A 17531-nucleotide genomic window follows, 5' to 3' on the forward strand; every position below is an offset into this window, starting at 1 on the left:
ACATGTTAGATTCTAAATTATTACGTCAAGATATCGAACAAACAGCGGCGCGCCTTGCAGCACGTGGTTATGAGCTTGATACAGCAACTGTCAGCGCACTTGAAGAAAAACGCAAAACATTACAAGTAAAAACACAAGAGTTGCAAAGTGAGCGTAACAGTCGTTCCAAAGCGATTGGCCAAGCAAAAGCAAAAGGCGAAGACGCACAACCATTACTCGATGCAGTAAGCGATTTAGGCGCGCAACTTGACAGCGTTAAAGCTGAGCAAGATGTTATATTAGAGCAGCTTAAAGATATTTCTTTAGCAATTCCTAACTTGCCAGATGAGTCAGTACCAGCAGGGGCTGATGAATCAGATAACGTTGAAATCTTAACGTGGGGCCAGCCTAAAGCGTATGATTTTGAAGTAAAAGATCACGTTGACTTAGGTCAAGACCTAAACGGTCTAGATTTTGAAATGGGTGTTAAAATTACCGGTTCACGCTTTACTGTTATGCGTGGCGCAACAGCCCGTATGCACCGTGCACTGGTACAATTTATGTTGGACACGCATACTGACAAAAATGGTTACACAGAAATGTACGTGCCATATTTAGTAAACCGTGAGAGTTTATTTGGTACAGGGCAGCTACCAAAGTTTGCTGAAGACCTATTCCACACTAAAGGTCTTGTAAACGATGACGGCGAAGAACAAGAAGGCTTTAGTTTAATACCAACAGCTGAAGTACCACTTACAAACAGTGCACGTGACGAAATCTACGACGAGAAAGATTTACCAATTCGTTTAACAGCACACACACCGTGTTTTAGAAGTGAAGCGGGCAGCTATGGCCGCGATACCCGTGGACTTATTCGTCAACATCAGTTTGATAAAGTTGAGCTAGTACAACTTGTAAAGCCTGAAGACTCAATGCAAGCCCTTGAAGATCTAACTGGTCACGCAGAGCAAATTTTACAAGCACTTGAGCTGCCGTACCGTAAAGTGATTTTATGCATGGGTGATATGGGCTTTGGCTCAGCAAAAACGTACGATTTAGAGGTATGGTTACCAGCACAAAATACATACCGCGAAATTTCATCTTGTTCAAACATGGTTGATTTCCAAGCTCGCCGTATGCAAGCACGTTTTCGCCGTGCTGGAGAGAAAAAACCAGAATTACTGCATACACTTAATGGCTCAGGCCTAGCAGTAGGACGTACCCTAGTTGCTATTTTAGAAAACTATCAACAAGCTGATGGTTCAGTAGTCGTGCCAGAAGTACTTCGTCCATATATGAATGGTCTTGAAGTTATTAAATAAGCATTAGACCTGTAAGTTTTAAGCTTTTCAAAAAAAGCCGCTGTTTGTAATGAACCGCGGTTTTTTTGTTTTTAGTTCGAGATTAAAACTGAAAAATTAAAGAGAAAAGTTGCAAGCGAGTTTGAATATTAACTCAGCGATAAATTTATGACGTAAGAGCAGGCCTCAAAGCTGTAATATCAATGAATTTAGATGGTTTTATTCTGCGTTAGGCTCTGTGTTTTTCAGTACTCAAATAGATAATTGCTCACTTAAACATCAGTAGGTTACTGGTTTGGGGATCTATTCTAAATGTTCAATGTATACTTTTAACTAAACAGTGCCAAATCATGTTAATAACTATTCAAACAGAAAATCTCTAAACGATTGAACCAAAACAGGAATTTGGTTATTCTTGGTACGTTAATTAATATAAAGCGAGTTACTGTTTAGGCTCGTTAGATATCGGACAAATTGTATAATTAAGGAGTGTGTAAAATGGACTTTATTATCCCGTATAAAGTAACGGTTTTAGTACTAGGGTTATCTGGGTTTTTGTTTTGGGTTCAATTGGCACTTGCTGATGTAGTTAGTATTAAAGCTAAGCATACTCCGGGTTTTTCAATAGAGCAAAATCACAGCAGTTTTTTGTTTCGTTCACACCGAGCGTTAATAAATAGCAATGAAAGTGCGGCGATATTAATTTTATTTGCTCTTTTTGCTATTTTTTCAGCAGCAAACCCAACATGGTTGAATGGATGCTCATTAATGTATTTAGCTGGGCGCATTGGGCACATGTTATGTTATTACTTGGATCTTAAACTATTACGTAGCATAGCATTTGCAACAAGTTTTGTTAGTTTACTTGGCATGTTTGTGACAGGTCTATGGGGTTGGCTGTGATTGTTGTCTAATTTTAATTCAATAGTATTTTCATAAATGAATGTAATCACTGACCTTTCGAGCCTAAGCGGGAGTGAATGTAAATGACATTGCTCGTAACATTAAAAAAGCGCGTTTAAAACGCGCTTTTTAATTACTAAACTAAATTAGCTAGCGTCAACTACTTTGACAGGCACAGATTTTTCAGCACTGAATTTAGTGATCATTGCTTCTTCAACCGGTGTGAACGATGTTAGGTCAATGCCTTCAACCGCAGACTTATATTCTTCGATTGTAGGGAAACGGCCTAATACGCTTGCAAGTACTACAAGTGGTGTAGAACCAAGCAGTGATTCACCTTTTTTATCTGATGTATCAGCTACAACACGACCTTGAAACAGACGTGTTGATGTGGCGATTACAGTGTCACCAGGTTCAGCTTTTTCTTGGTTACCCATGCATAAGTTACAGCCTGGGCGTTCTAAGTATAAGATATTTTCATACTTAGTACGTGCCGCAGTTTTTGGTTTCGCATCGTCAAATTCAAAACCAGCGTACTTAGCCAAGATTGCCCAATCGCCTTCAGCTTTTAGCTCATCAACGATGTTGTATGTTGGTGGTGCAACAACTAATGGTGCATTAAAGACGATTGAACCGTTTTTCTTTTCAAGGTTGCGTAACATGTGAGCGATGATTTTCATATCGCCTTTATGAACCATACACGAACCAACAAACGCCAAATCAACTGGCTTGTCAGTGTAGTATGAAACAGGGCGAATAACGTCATGAGTATAACGCTTAGATACATCGTCGTTGTTTACGTCTGGATCGGCAATCATTGGCTCAACGATTTCATTAAGATCAACCACTACTTCAGCGTAGTATTTAGCTACATCATCAGGTGCAAGCGCAGGGTTTGTGCCGCTGTTGATCTCTTCGATACGAGTGTTAGCTAAGTCGATAAGACCTTGAAGTGTTTGTGCTTTATTATCCATACCTTTGTTGATCATGATTTGGATACGGCTCTTAGCCAACTCAATAGACTTGATCAACGTTTCGTCGTTAGAAATACAGATTGATGCTTTCGCTTTCATTTCTGCAGTCCAATCCGTGAAAGTAAACGCTTGGTCAGCCATTAGAGTACCAATGTGTACTTCAATAACACGGCCTTGGAATACGTTTTCACCGCCAAATTGCTTAAGCATTTGCGCTTGAGTTGCGTGAACAACGTCACGGAAATCCATATGCTTAGCCATGCTGCCTTTAAAGGTTACTTTAACAGACTCTGGAATTGGCATTGCCGCTTCACCCGTTGCAAGTGCTAATGCCACAGTACCTGAGTCAGCACCAAACGCTACGCCTTTAGACATACGGGTATGTGAGTCACCACCAATGATAATAGCGCGGTCATCAATTGTGATGTCGTTTAATACTTTGTGGATTACGTCAGTCATTGCATGATAAACGCCTTGCGGATCACGTGCTGTGATCAGGCCAAATTTATTCATGAACGCCATTAATTTAGGAATATTTGCTTGCGCTTTGCTATCCCATACTGATGCTGTATGACAACCTGATTGATATGCACCGTCGAGAATAGGAGAAATAACAGAGGCTGCCATTGCTTCTAATTCTTGCGCCGTCATTGGGCCAGTTGTATCTTGTGAACCAACAATGTTTACATTAACACGTACATCAGAACCCGCGTGTAGCGGTGAGTCAGACAATACGCCAACGGCATTACGGTTGAAGATTTTTTCAACGGCTGTTAAGCCTTGACCTTCATGCGATATTTCTTTAGCCGGTGCATATACAAGCGGTATATCAATACCTAAAGTTTCTGCTGCAAATGTTTGTAGTTTTTTACCAAATACCACGGCATAAGAGCCGCCAGCTTTCATAAATTCAATTTTTTGAGCACTGAATGCAGAAGACACATCAGCAAGCTCTTTATCGCCGTTGTATAATTTCTTCTCTTTGGTATTAATCGTTAAAACTGTACCAGTAGCAACAGAATACGCTTCTTCAAGAACTGCGTCGCCGTTAGCATCTGTTACTGTGTTACCGTTAGCATCTACCTTCTTAACCCAGTTTTTAAGGTCAAGACCGATACCACCAGTTACATCAACGGTTGTTAGGAAGATTGGTGAAATACCGTTAGTTCCTGCAACCACTGGTGCAATGTTGATGAACGGAACGTATGGACTTGCTTGTTTACCTGCCCAAAGTGCGACGTTATTCACGCCAGACATACGTGATGAACCCACGCCCATGGTGCCTTTTTCAGCAATTAGCATTACTTTTGCATTTGGGTGTTTTTTCTGTAACTCACCGATTTCTTGCTGTGCTTCTGGTGTGATCATGCATTTGCCGTGTAATTCACGGTCGGCACGTGAGTGCGCTTGATTACCAGGAGATAATAAATCAGTTGAAATATCACCTTCACCAGCGATGTAGGTTACAACATCGATTTTTTCTGCAATTTCTGGCAGCTTAGTGAAAAATTCAGCTTGTGCGTAGCTTTCTAATAACTCTTTTGCAACAGGGTGGCCTGCTTTATATGCTGCTTCTAAGCGAGCAGTATCTGCATCGTATAAGAACACTTGTGTTTTAAGTACGTCAGTCGCTTGTGCAGCAATTTCTGCGTTATCAGCAAATGCTAGATCAAGTAGCATTTCAATTGAAGGGCCGCCTTTCATGTGTGAAAGAAGCTCAAAAGCATATTCAGTAGTGATTTCTGTTACAGCTTCGTCACCAAGAATAATTTCTTTTAAAAACTGTGCTTTAACGCCCGCAGCACTCGTTGTTCCTGGTAATGTATTATAGATAAAGAAATGCAGAGAATCTTCACGATGCTCGTTGTTCGTATCTTTTATTTGAGTGATGATTTCAGATAGTAGCTCTGCACTATCAATTGGTTTTGGGTTTAATCCAAGTTCCGTTTTACGGGTTTGGATTTCTTCCATATATTTTGTATACAAACTCATAGAAAACTCTCGGTATTTTACTTGATATGAAGTTAAGCATTTTAACTGATTTACAGTGACTAGTAATGCCCAAATGAAAAAAGCTTTGTGCCCAACTATAATTATAGCTGGTTTTACGTTGACGGTATCTATACACAAGGTAGGATTTTATCGCACTTGCACCATAATTTGTATATATGAAATGAATATTCACTATTAATCTTGTGAATGTACGATGGTTGTAGCGCATACTCGTCTAACTGTAAAAATTAAACAATGGAGGATTTTTGTTGTTTAATGTCTTCTGAACAGTTGATGCATAATGTACGTATGTGTTTAAACATCTAAATAATGATTATTTCGGCTAAAATAGGATAAAAGCTGTGATTTACGAGTTAGAACGTGTTGACCTTTGTGGATTGAAATTTGTTCAATCTAGGGGCGATTTAATCGCGGCGCGAGGTTTGGAATCGAGGGGCTAAGTAAAATCGAGCAAAGTTTCCGCGTCCAGCTCATTAAAGGGTTGTGGAATTGCGAGTTCGGAAGTTTCAGGTTAGTGCAATCATATATGAGATAAGAAGTTCTATTATGTCTCCTGATTAAATTTATATCGCTCTCGGCTTTTTTCATCAGCGATCCAGACTGTAATATCATTGAGTTTAATCAACCAGTAAGTGTTCAGATGTCGCTTTGTGTCATTTTATTTTATCAACGAAGTATCTCAAAGTATTGGCTCAGATCACTTTCTCAGCGTTCACTATCAATGGTATGCTCTTTTCTTTTAAATAAGAGATTTGCTATGGATGCTATTGAACTTTTATTAACCCGCCAATCAGATCCTCGATTGATTGCCCCAGGCCCTAATGATGATCAACTTAGTATTATTAAACAGGCGGCGCTGCGAGTGCCAGATCATGGCTGTATTGCACCATGGCAATTTATTGTTGTTGAGGGGGAAGGGCGTGAACGTTTGGGTGAGATCTATCATCAAAGTGCCATTGCAGAGCAACAAGATGAAAAAGTGATTAATCGTGCGAAAGAATTACCGCTGCGTGCCCCGATGATTATTATCGCTATTGCAAAATACCAAGCTCACCCAAAAGTTCCACGCGTAGAGCAAGTTCAAAGTGCTGGGTGTGCGGTGTTAGCTATGCAACAAGCAGCTTTCGCTCAAGGTTTAGGTGGTGTGTGGCGCACGGGTTATTTTGCACAGAGTGATGCAGTTAAAGGTGCTTTAAGCTTAACTCGTGAAGATGAAATTGTCGGGTATCTTTATTTAGGGACACCAGCAGTTGATTGTAAAAAATCTGTCCGTCATAGCCCTGAACACTTTTTTACAAATTTATAATCATTTTCACAAATGAATGAACTTTTCTCTAAAAATCTGGTCACATCATATTAAGTTTAAACGTGTTACTCTGCTTTAGCTGTAAGAAGTGCATGGATGCATTAATTGAACTATTTCTTCTGCAGTATGTTTTTTAATCTGTTGTTTTTTGTTAGTGTATGGATAGTCTTATAAAAATAACGATAAAGAAGACGAGAATGATGGGAAATTTATTTCTACGTGAAAAAGAGAAATGGTTAACGTGGTCCTTATGGGGCTTGGTTGGCGCAGCGCTGACTCTTTATATCGCAATGAGTACAAAAACACCGTATTTAGTGGCCTTTTCAGCGATGAGTATTCTTGTTTTACTGACTTGGTGGATGCAACGCAGTAAACGATTTGATTTTGGTCGAGCATTTAAAGTGTGTTTGTACGTAGTGATGTTAAGTGTATTACCGGCATTTATTTTGGTGATTATGCCAAGCGGTGACCTAAACAGATTTGATTTGATATTCCAAGTTATTAGCTTTGTTAGCTTAAGTTTATTAGCGTGTTCATTATGCTCACTAATTGCTCGTCGACCTAAGCAATATTATTGAACTGTCTTAAAATGAGTTAAAAAACCTATAATATCAATTATTTTAGGTTTTTTGCATTTTAGGGGTTTACAAAAAGAGTCATTCCCACTATTATCCGCGCCGTACGGAGAGATGGCAGAGTGGTCGAATGCACCGGTCTTGAAAACCGGCATGGGTTTATAGCCCATCTAGGGTTCAAATCCCTATCTCTCCACCATATTTAAAAAGCCGCCTTATGGGCGGCTTTTTGCTATCTGGAGTTTATGATGTCTCAACAAAACCAATTAAACACGGTGCAACGGGTGGTCAAACATGTCCTGTTATGGACTGTATTTGCTTATTGCTATCACAGTGCCATCAACTTGCTCGTCAAAATGGCTATTGATGCCCAACCTGATGCTGTTTTACTTACGTCGTTTGTTTATTGTTTAGGTTTCAATATTCTCAGTGGACATTTGATCACAAAATATGACAAACATTGGCCTGTGATTGGTGCATTTTTTATTGGGGTCGTTGGTGTTGTTGTAGTACCTGCGGTATTAGTTGGTACGCATGCATTATTGAGTAGACCATTGCTTGCTGGTATTTTAATCAGCCTGCCAGTATTTACTTTTGCAATGGGCCTAATTAAGCAAAAACTCAATAAAAACTAAGCTTAAAGAAGCCCAAAAGGGCTTTTTTTTATGATAGCATAGACGCGTCTTTTAACTGATACCAGCGCATGATAGGTTGGTATAAACAAAACGTGAAACACATTATGTCAGATAATTTTACTACAGATGCTGAAAAAGCAAGTTACGGTATTGGCTTACAAATGGGTGAGCAACTTAAAGCTAATCCATTCGAAGGTTTAAACTTAAATTCAGTATTTGAAGGCATGAAAGATGCGTATGCTGGTAGCGACTTCCAAGTCGAGATCCCTGAGATCCAAGCTGCATTCGAAAAAATCAATACAGAAATTCAAGCACGTCGTGAAGAAGAGTCAAAAGTACTCTCTGCTGAAGGCATTTCATTTTTAGAAGAAAATGCAAAACGTTCTGAAATCACAGTAACTGAGTCTGGTTTACAGTATGAAGTATTAACTGCTGGTGAAGGCGCTAAGCCAACGGCAGAATCAACTGTACGTACTCATTACCATGGTACATTAATCAACGGTACTGTTTTTGATAGCTCTTATGAGCGTGGTCAACCTGCTGAGTTCCCTGTAGGTGGCGTGATCAAAGGTTGGACTGAAGCATTGCAAATGATGGGCACTGGCTCAAAATGGCGTTTATATGTTCCTCATGAGCTTGCTTATGGTGAACGTGGTGCTGGCGCTGCAATTGCTCCTTTCTCAACGCTTATTTTTGATGTTGAGTTAATCGAAATTCTTTAATTAGACATTTTGATATTAAAAAGCCGCGCTAATATTTATTAGCGCGGCTTTTTGTTGTTACAAAGTAATATTATACTAATCAGCATTAACATTTGAACAATTTAATGAATTAAATCACGCTATAACGTCGTTAAAAATTTTTAATTTAGAACCACTAGATATAAAAATTTTTGCTTAGGAAGAACCCTTTGGGCAGCGCATGTTTGGCATTTATACTGCGTTATCGCCTATTTATGGGGAACAACCCACACCATAGGCGCTGCCTTGCCTAAATGCCAAACATACTGCTGCAAAATTAATCACGAAAGGTCAACACGTCTTCGTTATAACGCAATTTACTTGTCATTAAATAGACCCCATATCGACCCAGATTGGTATTAAAAGTAACCACGTACACCAATTCTAAAATTACGACCAGGTAGAGGGGCTTTATCCTTGATAAAAGAGCTGTGAACAAAGCCTAATTCATCTGTAATATTATCTATATTGATATAAAATTGTGTATCAACAGGGCCAACGGTTAATTGGTAATTTGCTTGTGCATCAAATAATGTATAGCTATCAGTTGCAGTTTCATAAGCGGTAATGTCATTTTGTTCAAAATAATGTGTGCCGGTTAAGCTAAACTGCCAATCATTAAGATTATATTGTAACTCAGAGCCTAACTTGTTCGCAGGTATACGCGGTAAGTTATTATCGTCAGAAGATAGCTTGGCCGTTGTAGAATCACCAAAAAGCTTGATCATCGCATTTGAATTTATTTTGTAATGCGCATCAAATTCTAGACCATATAATTGTGCATCTTTGCTTACAAATTGATATACAGTCATGTCACCTTCGTGACCTTCTTCTGCAGCTTCTAAACCGTGCTCTTCATCGAAGACTAGACCCGTATTTTGCTGATAATAGAAATTTTCAATATCGTTATAAAAAAAGTTAACGGTATAACCAAAATCACCACTAAAGCGTCTAAAACTTAAATCAATATTAGTTGATGTTTCTTGTTTTATATCCTCTGGCTCAAAGTGAATCTCACCTTCTTCAATTTCATAGCCTAGGCCAAGTTCATAGGTGCCGGTGGCAATATGAACACCATTTGAAAGTAATTCAGCAGAAAGCGGTGCTCGTTCAGAATGAGATAAGCTTAGTGCGATACTTTGTCCTGGCGTATACTGCCAAATACCACCTGCAGAGACGCTTAAATTAGTGAAACTTTTACTGTATAGCTGTGTTTGTGCGTTTGACTCATCATGGTCATGGTCATGGTCATGGTCATGGTCATGGTCATGGTCATGGTCATGGTCATGCTCATGGTCTGCGACTGCGCTATCAATAGTGTAATCTTCTAAGCGTGCACCAAACTCAATAGTAACATCACCAATTTGCTGCTCTTCTAAAATAAAGATTGCATGACTGGTTGTTTTACTGGCTGGAGTAAATGCTTCTTCGCCATTAGCGTCATAGTCAGAATCGCTAAAGTGATAACCTACCATACCGTGCCAATTAGCAAACTTATGCTCAATGTTTAATCGTGCTTCTGTAGTTTCGTTACTAAAAATAGTACCAATAGCACCATCTTCAATTTCAGCATGACGATAGTCAGTATAACCAACACGTAAGTTAATTGTTTCTATCCAATTATTATGCAACGCATAGCTCATAAGACCTTGCCAGCGATCTTGCTCTACACGTGCATAAACTGGCGTTTCTTCACCTTCTTCGTGGTCATGGCCGAGCTCATGATCGTGTTCGTGTTCATGGTGTTCATGTGCAGGGATACCGTAGTCAGTATCAATACGTCCGTAAGCCAAACCAAGAGTAAAATGTTCACCCACATAACTGGTACCAAAATTAACGGTTTGACTATCAATAAATGTGTTTTCTACAGATGTTGCGGTTTCATGTTCTTCTTCATGGCCGTCATGATCTTCGTGCTCTTCTTCGGGTAAATCAAAACGCGGCGTTTGATAATCATCACCAGTACGTTTTGTACCATCAAAATGAAAATTAAAGTTGTTGTGACCTGTTTCCAGTTTTGCTGCATACGTATTAGCATTTGAAACCGTGTCATGGGTGTATTCAACAGCACCAGTTAGCTGTTCAATGTTATCAGTCGGAATTCGGTTATCAACAACATTTACCACGCCGCCGATCGCACCTGACCCATAGAGTAGGGTTGCAGGTCCACGTAAAACTTCAATTTGTTCTGCAGCTAAACTATCGTTTGAGGTCGCGTGATCAGGACCAATGCGTGACGCATCACTACTGTCTAATCCATTTTGTGTGATCTTAACGCGCGGGCCATCTAAACCACGGATAATTGGACTTGATGATACCGGACCAAAATAACTGGCATTTACGCCAGGAATTCCCTTGAGAGTTTCACCTAGGGTTGGTTTAGCTTTGTTACGTAATTCATCACCAGCAAGTACGCTCACTGGCGAAATCATTTCTAAGCTGTTTTTATGCAAAGCTGACGCATATACGACCATCGTTTCAACAGACGTTGGGGTGAGTGTAATATTTAGAGCCGAGCTAGCTTCATTTACTGCAATACGTGCATCAATGTAATTACTTTTACTTATGTGTAATTGACTATTGGCATCAACATTAATACTGAATTGACCATTGTCATCAGTTTTAATTGATTGTGTTTTTCCGTGTATATGTACATCGGCCTGACTAATTGGTTGATTATTAGTATCTAATACTTGGCCTTTGATAATGCCAGCATGAGCGGAAAATGAACTAAGGGCAGTGATTATTGCAGTGGAAATTAATGAATGTCGGATCATGGGTACTACATCGTGATGATTATGTTGTGATATAATATAACACCAACAATAAAGTGGATCAATAATGTTATACCATAACTTTTAATAATCCGCTTAAATTTTTATATCCGCTATACTTACTTTTAAGTAGCCGATCATAGGTATTTGCAATGAGTGATAAAACCCGCGTTTTTAAAGCTCGGTTTACTATTGCTGATTTGCGCCAGCAACGGAACCACCAAGAAGTGTTCACTACGGCTTTAGTTAAGAATGAGAGCTTAGAGCATTTTATTTTAAAGCTACTTGGTTACTGTCTGCTATCTTATGATAAAGATGCGGTGATAAATAAGCAATTTGATAAACTAACGCCAGACGTTAGTATTAAAGCCTTAGACGAGCATTATAAGACATGGCTAAGTGTTGATAAGCCCGATGCAGAGCAGCTAATTAAAATAGCCAAAAATGTTGATGAGCTTCTTATATTGACCGCCGCCAATACTGATTGGCTAGCGGATGTTCAGACACGATTGAGTTTCTTTTCAAACAGCCATATTATTGAAATTGATCAGCAGTTTATTGATGATATACGGGCTGGCTTAACGAGAAACTTAAGCTGGGATGTTATAATAGATGACACAAGTTTGATGATTAGCGATAAAGATCATTGCTATGAAACGAATAAATTTGATTGGCACTAAAACGTACTAATGCTTATATCTCGTCTTTTAATCATTTAAAACTCAGGGTAATACTGCCATTTGGTTTACAACAACACAGTAATACTTCGCCTTCTCTGACAAATGCTAAAGGCTCTTGGTTATAATTAACAGTTCCATCAATAAGCGTTGCCCTACAGGCACCACAATAGCCTTCGCGGCACTGATAGGGCACAGTTAATTTGTTTTGTTCTAAACAGTCTAAAAGAGAAGGGCAGCCAGTATTAAAATCAAAACACTGGCTGTCATCTGCAAGGTGAACCTTTGCAGTTTTTTGTACAGACATTAGAGATCAAAATCACCAAAGTCAGACGCATCTACTTGCGAGTCAATTTGGCCAACAAGATATGAGCTTATTTCGGCTTCCTGTGGGGCAACCTGTACATTATCAGAAACAAGCCATGAGCTGATCCAAGGAATTGGATTGCTGTTACTCGGAAATTGTGCAGGTAGGCCAACTGCAATCATACGTGCATTGGTAATGTATTCTACGTATTGACAAAGAATATCTTTATTTAAACCAATCATGGATCCATCTTTAAATAAATACTCAGCCCATTCTTTTTCTTGCTCAGCAGCATCAACAAACATTTGAATTGCTTCTTCACGACACTGTGCGGCTACAATAGCCATTTCAGGGTCATCTTTGCCATCTTGCATAATATTAAGAATATGTTGTGTACCAGATAAATGCAGTGCTTCATCACGGGCAATAAGTTTTATTATTTTTGCATTACCTTCCATTAGCTCTCGCTCAGCAAATGCAAATGAGCAAGCAAAGCTAACATAAAAGCGGATCGCTTCTAAAATATTCACTGACATCATGGCAAGGTACAAAAGTTTTTTAAGCTCAAATAAACTGATATTAACGGTTTCACCGTTAAGCACATGCTTACCTTCACCATATAAGTTGTATACGGCAACTTTATTAATTAACTCGTCGTAATATTTAGTTACCGCATCAGCACGTTCACTAATTTTTTCATTACTGACGATATCGTCAAAAATAAGTTCAGGGGCTTGAGTTACATTACGAATAATATGTGTATATGAACGGCTATGAATTGTTTCACTGAATGCCCATGTCTCAATCCAAGTTTCAAGCTCAGGAATAGACACAATTGGCAGTAATGCAACATTAGGCGATCGACCTTGTACACTATCAAGCAAAGTTTGGTATTTTAAATTACTTAAAAATATATGTTTTTCGTGATCTGGCAAGGCTTGGAAATCTAAGCGGTCTTTGCTTACATCAACTTCTTCTGGGCGCCAAAAAAACGAAAGTTGTTTTTCAATTAATTTTTCGAAAATAGGGTACTTCTGTTGATCATAACGCGATACGTTAACGGTTTGGCCGAAAAACATCGGTTCTTGTAGTTGGTTATTATGGTTTCGGCTAAAAGTAGTATAAGACATAAGATCACTCAAAAAACGAACAGGATAAAGCGGGCGTAAAGCCCGCTTCAAATTTATATTTATAATCGATTAGATTTTACATGCGCCGCCTGCACAATCATCATCTTCCACTTCTGGTGTTTCGTCTTGCATATCAGAAGCACCATCACGTGTATTATGGTAGTAAAGTGTTTTAACCCCTAGTTTATATGCACCTAGTAAGTCTTGTAGTAACACCTTCATAGGTACTTTACCCCCTTCAAACTTATTTGGATCATAATTAGTGTTTGCAGAAATTGTTTGGTCAACAAATTTTTGCATAATACCAACAAGTTCTAAATAACCTTTGTTTGATGGGATATCCCATAATAACTCGTAGCTATCTTTTAGGCGCTCATACTCAGGCACAACTTGCTTTAAAATACCATCTTTACTGGCTTTTACACTGATATGCCCGCGAGGAGGCTCAATACCATTCGTTGCGTTTGAAATTTGTGACGATGTCTCTGACGGCATCAACGCAGATAACGTTGAGTTACGCATACCATACTCTTTAATATTGGCACGCAATGTGTCCCAATCTAGATGCAATGGCTCATCACAGATTTTATCTAAATCACGCTTATACGTATCTGTTGGCATAATACCTTGTGAATACGTTGTTTCGTTAAATTTAGGGCAAGCACCGCGTTCTTTTGCAAGTTCATTTGATGCTTTCATTAGGTAGTACTGAATTGCTTCAAATGTTTTGTGCGTTAATGCGTTAGCACTGCCATCAGAGTAACGCTTACCATTTTTAGCAAGATAGTAAGCGTAGTTGATTACGCCTATACCTAATGTGCGACGACCCATGGTTGCATTTTTTGCAGCAGGGACTGGGTAGTCTTGGAAATCAAGCAGATTATCAAGGGCGCGTACAGCCAGTTCTGCAAGTTCTTCAAGCTCATCCAGTGACTCAATCGCACCTAAGTTAAATGCTGACAAAGTACATAAAGCAATCTCGCCTTCTTCATCATTTACATTGTTAAGCGGCTTAGTTGGTAACGCTATTTCTAAACATAAGTTAGATTGACGAATGGGCGCAACTTTAGCAATGAATGGGCTGTGTGTATTACAGTGATCTACATTTTGTAAGTAAATACGGCCTGTACTTGCACGCTCTTGTGCAAACATTGAAAACAGTTCAATGGCTTTAATACGTTTTTTACGAATTGAGTCATCTTGTTCGTACTGCACATATAATTTATCAAATTCATCTTGATCTTCAAAAAACGCATTATATAAACCAGGCACGTCTGATGGGCTAAAGAGCGTGATGTAATCGTCTTTAATTAAACGCGAGTACATAAGTTTATTAAACTGAACACCGTAGTCAAGGTGACGTACACGGTTATCATCAACACCACGGTTGTTTTTAAGTACTAATAAATTTTCAACTTCTAAATGCCAAAGCGGGTAGAACAACGTGGCTGCACCACCACGCACACCACCTTGCGAGCAGCTTTTAACGGCTGTTTGGAAGTGCTTATAAAAAGGAATACAACCGGTGTGGTAGGCTTCGCCATTGCGAATAGGGCTACCAAGTGCACGAATGCTACCAGCATTAATACCAATGCCTGCACGTTGCGATACGTATTTTACAATCGCGGATGATGTTGCATTGATAGAATCTAAGCTATCACCACACTCAATAAGTACACATGAACTAAATTGACGTGTCGGCGTACGTACCCCGGCCATGATTGGAGTTGGTAATGAAATTTTAAATAATGAAACTGCGTCGTAAAAACGTTTAATGTAATCTAAACGTGTTTTTTTTGGGTAATCTGAAAACAGACTGGCGGCTACTAAAATGTATAAAAACTGCGCGCTCTCATAGATTTCGCCTGTAACGCGGTTTTGGACTAAATATTTACCTTCAAGTTGTTTAACCGCAGCGTAGCTGAAGTTTAAATCACGTCCATGATCAAGGTACTCGTCCAATGCATCAATTTCTTGTTCTGTGTAATCAGCCAGTAAGTGAGCGTCGTAGCGCTTGTCTTCAACTAGCTTAACAATGTGATCATATAAACGAGGTGGTTCAAATTGACCATATGCTTTTTTACGTAGGTGGAATACAGCTAAACGTGCAGCTAAGTACTGATAATCAGGAGACTCTTTAGAGATCTGATCGGCTGCCGCTTTAATGATGGTTTCATGAATGTCTTCGGTACGAATACCGTCATAAAATTGAATATGTGATTTTAATTCAACTTGCGAGACAGAGACATTTTTTAGACCCTCGGCGGCCCAAGCAATAACGCGATGGATCTTATCTAAATCAAGTGACTCTTTGCGGCCGTCACGTTTGCTTACAGATAGCTGTTGGTTCATAATTTTGCCTGTATTCCTTGAGGAAATATTTTCTAAAAAAATTTTTATTGTGTTAATTCTACTTTAACGAGAATTTAATTGTATAAGTCTTAGCCACAACATCTGGTGCTTATCAAATTCTAGGTCACAAGATAGAGTGGTCTGCGATCTTTTGCAAGGTACATAAATACCCTTGATTGTGGATAAGGTTGGGATAACATGATTGTGTTAGTGGGCATTAACCTTTGACCTTCTGATTAAAATGAAATTTATAAAAATCAACTCCAGATTGAGTAAATTATCTCATTTTAAAAATAAATTTCTGCTGCTTTTTTTATCAGCAATCAATGCACAAAAATTAACACAATCACAATATGTAGTGGTTAAAAATTAGCTAGGCACTATATATGGTTAAAAGCATCAATAGGGGAGTACCAATTAAAATCAGCTTGCCAGCCTATTGCATCAGCTACACTAGGGATATATCCCCATAATGCCGTAGCGCTGTGCATGTTTGCAGCTTTGGCTGCGACAATGTCACGCTGTGCATCACCTATGTATAAACACCGAGTTGGTTCAACACCTAATAAATTAGCGGTGTGTAGTAGCGGCAATGGGGAAGGCTTGGCTACTGCTAACGTGTCACCACTGACAACCGCTTGCGCGCCTTTTAATTCAGTAATCGCTGAAACTAATGGGGTGGTCAAAAAGCCAGGTTTATTGGTCATTATTCCCCATTTAATGTTTTTTTGCTCAAGAGCAATTAATAAAGACGCTATACCAGAAAAACAGTGGCTATGCGTTGCAATATTATTTGCGTAAGCATTTAACAATTGCTGGCGTAAATCACCTTGCTTTGGGTGAGCATGCCACTGCTGGCCGAACCCGGCTTCCAGCAGCGCCATGGCACCATTAGAAGCTGCAGGACGATAGATGTCAGCCGAAACCTGTGGTTGATCATGATCAACGAGTACGCTATTAAGCGCTGCGCCTAGATCATCTGCGGTGTCCAGTAGTGTGCCATCTAAATCAAAAATAAAGGCATCATAGCTAATAATTGGCGTTGCTGTTTTAGAGTCAGCCATTACGCCAGTTTCTCAAAGTGCAAAATATAATTAACGCTGACATCGGTATTTAAGCTGTATTGCTTTGATAGCGGGTTATAACTAAGGCCAGCGCTGGCACGTACTTTTAATCCAGCTTGCTCTGCCCATGCAATAAGTTGTGCAGGTTTAATAAATTTTTTGTGGTCGTGAGTTCCCTCTGGCACCATTTTTAATAACTTTTCTGCGCCAACAATGGCAAACAAATATGCTTTTGGGGTTTTATTTAAGGTTGAAAAAAATACATCCGCACCCGGTTTGGCTAGTTTGGCAACGGCATGGATAATAGAAGCGGGATCAGGTACATGTTCTAACATTTCCATGCAGGTAATAGTATCAAAGCGAGCAGGGTACTGCGCTGCATACTCTTCTGCTGGTATTTTTATATACTCAACATTTACACCTGTTTCTAAACTGTGCAATTTAGCCACGGTTAATGGTTCTTGACCCATATCAATACCGGTCACGTGTGCGCCCATTCGCGCCATACTTTCACTTAAAATTCCACCACCACAGCCTACGTCGAGTGTTTCTTTGTCAAACAAACCATGGGCTTTGTCGGCTATGAAGTCTAATCGTAACGGGTTGATCTCATGAAGAGGTTTAAATTCTCCATCTCGGTCCCACCATCGTTCGGCAATGGCTTCAAATTTTGCAATTTCTGCGTTATCTACATTTTGATGTTCGGTCATAAAAAGCTTCCTCGTCAATCTGAGGCCATTATATAGGGGGAAATTAATAAATCGCAAAGATTTAGCGCCTGTAAATATAAATAAATTGTGG

14 protein-coding genes and 1 tRNA gene are annotated in these 17531 nt (G+C 39.3%); 8 read left to right on the top strand and 7 right to left on the bottom strand.

Annotated features, from left to right (window positions below):
• Positions 1-2: 2 nt before the first annotated feature.
• Together serS and HH219_RS00740 are read left to right on the top strand one after the other, a co-directional pair.
• Complete coding sequence (serS, locus tag HH219_RS00735) at positions 3-1301, top strand: serine--tRNA ligase (RefSeq protein ID WP_054204673.1); 1299 nt, start codon at positions 3-5, stop codon at positions 1299-1301.
• Between the two features lie 477 nt (positions 1302-1778).
• The gene (locus tag HH219_RS00740; RefSeq protein ID WP_169326349.1) at positions 1779-2183 is read left to right on the top strand and encodes an MAPEG family protein; all 405 of its coding nucleotides are present in this window, start codon (positions 1779-1781) and stop codon (positions 2181-2183) included.
• Positions 2184-2329: 146 nt separating this feature from the next.
• Here the strand turns inward: HH219_RS00740 and HH219_RS00745 are convergent, their stop codons facing one another.
• Positions 2330-5149 carry a bifunctional aconitate hydratase 2/2-methylisocitrate dehydratase gene (locus HH219_RS00745; protein WP_169326350.1) on the bottom strand — a complete coding sequence of 940 codons (2820 nt, stop codon included), beginning with the start codon at positions 5147-5149 and terminating at the stop codon, positions 2330-2332.
• Positions 5150-5927: 778 nt separating this feature from the next.
• Between HH219_RS00745 and HH219_RS00750 the strand changes: the two genes are divergently transcribed.
• The 5 genes from HH219_RS00750 to HH219_RS00770 all read left to right on the top strand — a co-directional run bounded on the left by HH219_RS00750 (position 5928) and on the right by HH219_RS00770 (position 8408).
• Positions 5928-6476, top strand: a complete 549-nt coding sequence (locus tag HH219_RS00750) for an NAD(P)H nitroreductase (RefSeq protein WP_054203615.1) — start codon at positions 5928-5930, stop codon at positions 6474-6476.
• Between the two features lie 200 nt (positions 6477-6676).
• The gene (locus HH219_RS00755) at positions 6677-7054 is read left to right on the top strand and encodes a hypothetical protein (protein WP_054203683.1); all 378 of its coding nucleotides are present in this window, start codon (positions 6677-6679) and stop codon (positions 7052-7054) included.
• 105 nt (positions 7055-7159) lie between these two features.
• Positions 7160-7250, top strand: a tRNA-Ser gene (locus HH219_RS00760).
• A 49-nt stretch (positions 7251-7299) separates the two neighbouring features.
• Positions 7300-7686, top strand: a complete 387-nt coding sequence (locus HH219_RS00765) for a hypothetical protein (RefSeq protein WP_169326437.1) — start codon at positions 7300-7302, stop codon at positions 7684-7686.
• Positions 7687-7790: 104 nt separating this feature from the next.
• Entirely contained in the window at positions 7791-8408 is a 618-nt protein-coding gene (locus tag HH219_RS00770; RefSeq protein WP_054203617.1) for an FKBP-type peptidyl-prolyl cis-trans isomerase, read from the top strand.
• Between the two features lie 377 nt (positions 8409-8785).
• Here the strand turns inward: HH219_RS00770 and HH219_RS00775 are convergent, their stop codons facing one another.
• Positions 8786-11203, bottom strand: a complete 2418-nt coding sequence (locus tag HH219_RS00775; protein WP_169326351.1) for a TonB-dependent receptor — start codon at positions 11201-11203, stop codon at positions 8786-8788.
• A gap of 149 nt (positions 11204-11352) precedes the next feature.
• On the opposite strand from HH219_RS00775, the gene HH219_RS00780 reads away from it, so the two are divergent.
• Positions 11353-11880 carry a YaeQ family protein gene (locus tag HH219_RS00780; protein WP_054453443.1) on the top strand — a complete coding sequence of 176 codons (528 nt, stop codon included), beginning with the start codon at positions 11353-11355 and terminating at the stop codon, positions 11878-11880.
• Between the two features lie 31 nt (positions 11881-11911).
• Here the strand turns inward: HH219_RS00780 and yfaE are convergent, their stop codons facing one another.
• From yfaE to ubiG, 5 genes are all read right to left on the bottom strand, one after another.
• A complete protein-coding gene (yfaE, locus tag HH219_RS00785) occupies positions 11912-12184 on the bottom strand; it encodes a class I ribonucleotide reductase maintenance protein YfaE (RefSeq protein WP_054203620.1) in 273 nt (90 codons plus the stop codon).
• Positions 12184-13314: a class Ia ribonucleoside-diphosphate reductase subunit beta gene (nrdB, locus tag HH219_RS00790; RefSeq protein WP_054203621.1), complete on the bottom strand. Its 1131-nt coding sequence runs from the start codon at positions 13312-13314 to the stop codon at positions 12184-12186. The genes yfaE and nrdB overlap by 1 nt, the downstream gene beginning before the upstream one ends.
• Before the next feature lie 69 nt (positions 13315-13383).
• Positions 13384-15666, bottom strand: coding sequence for a class 1a ribonucleoside-diphosphate reductase subunit alpha (gene nrdA, locus HH219_RS00795; RefSeq protein ID WP_169326352.1), 2283 nt, complete (start codon positions 15664-15666; stop codon positions 13384-13386).
• Positions 15667-16046: 380 nt separating this feature from the next.
• Entirely contained in the window at positions 16047-16730 is a 684-nt protein-coding gene (locus tag HH219_RS00800) for an HAD-IA family hydrolase (RefSeq protein WP_169326353.1), read from the bottom strand.
• On the bottom strand, positions 16730-17440 hold the full coding sequence (ubiG, locus tag HH219_RS00805; protein WP_054203624.1) for a bifunctional 2-polyprenyl-6-hydroxyphenol methylase/3-demethylubiquinol 3-O-methyltransferase UbiG: 711 nt from the start codon (positions 17438-17440) through the stop codon (positions 16730-16732). The genes HH219_RS00800 and ubiG overlap by 1 nt, the downstream gene beginning before the upstream one ends.
• Positions 17441-17531 lie beyond the last annotated feature (91 nt).

This window comes from Pseudoalteromonas sp. NEC-BIFX-2020_015 (genome assembly GCF_012952265.1).
Lineage (GTDB): Bacteria > Pseudomonadota > Gammaproteobacteria > Enterobacterales > Alteromonadaceae > Pseudoalteromonas > Pseudoalteromonas neustonica.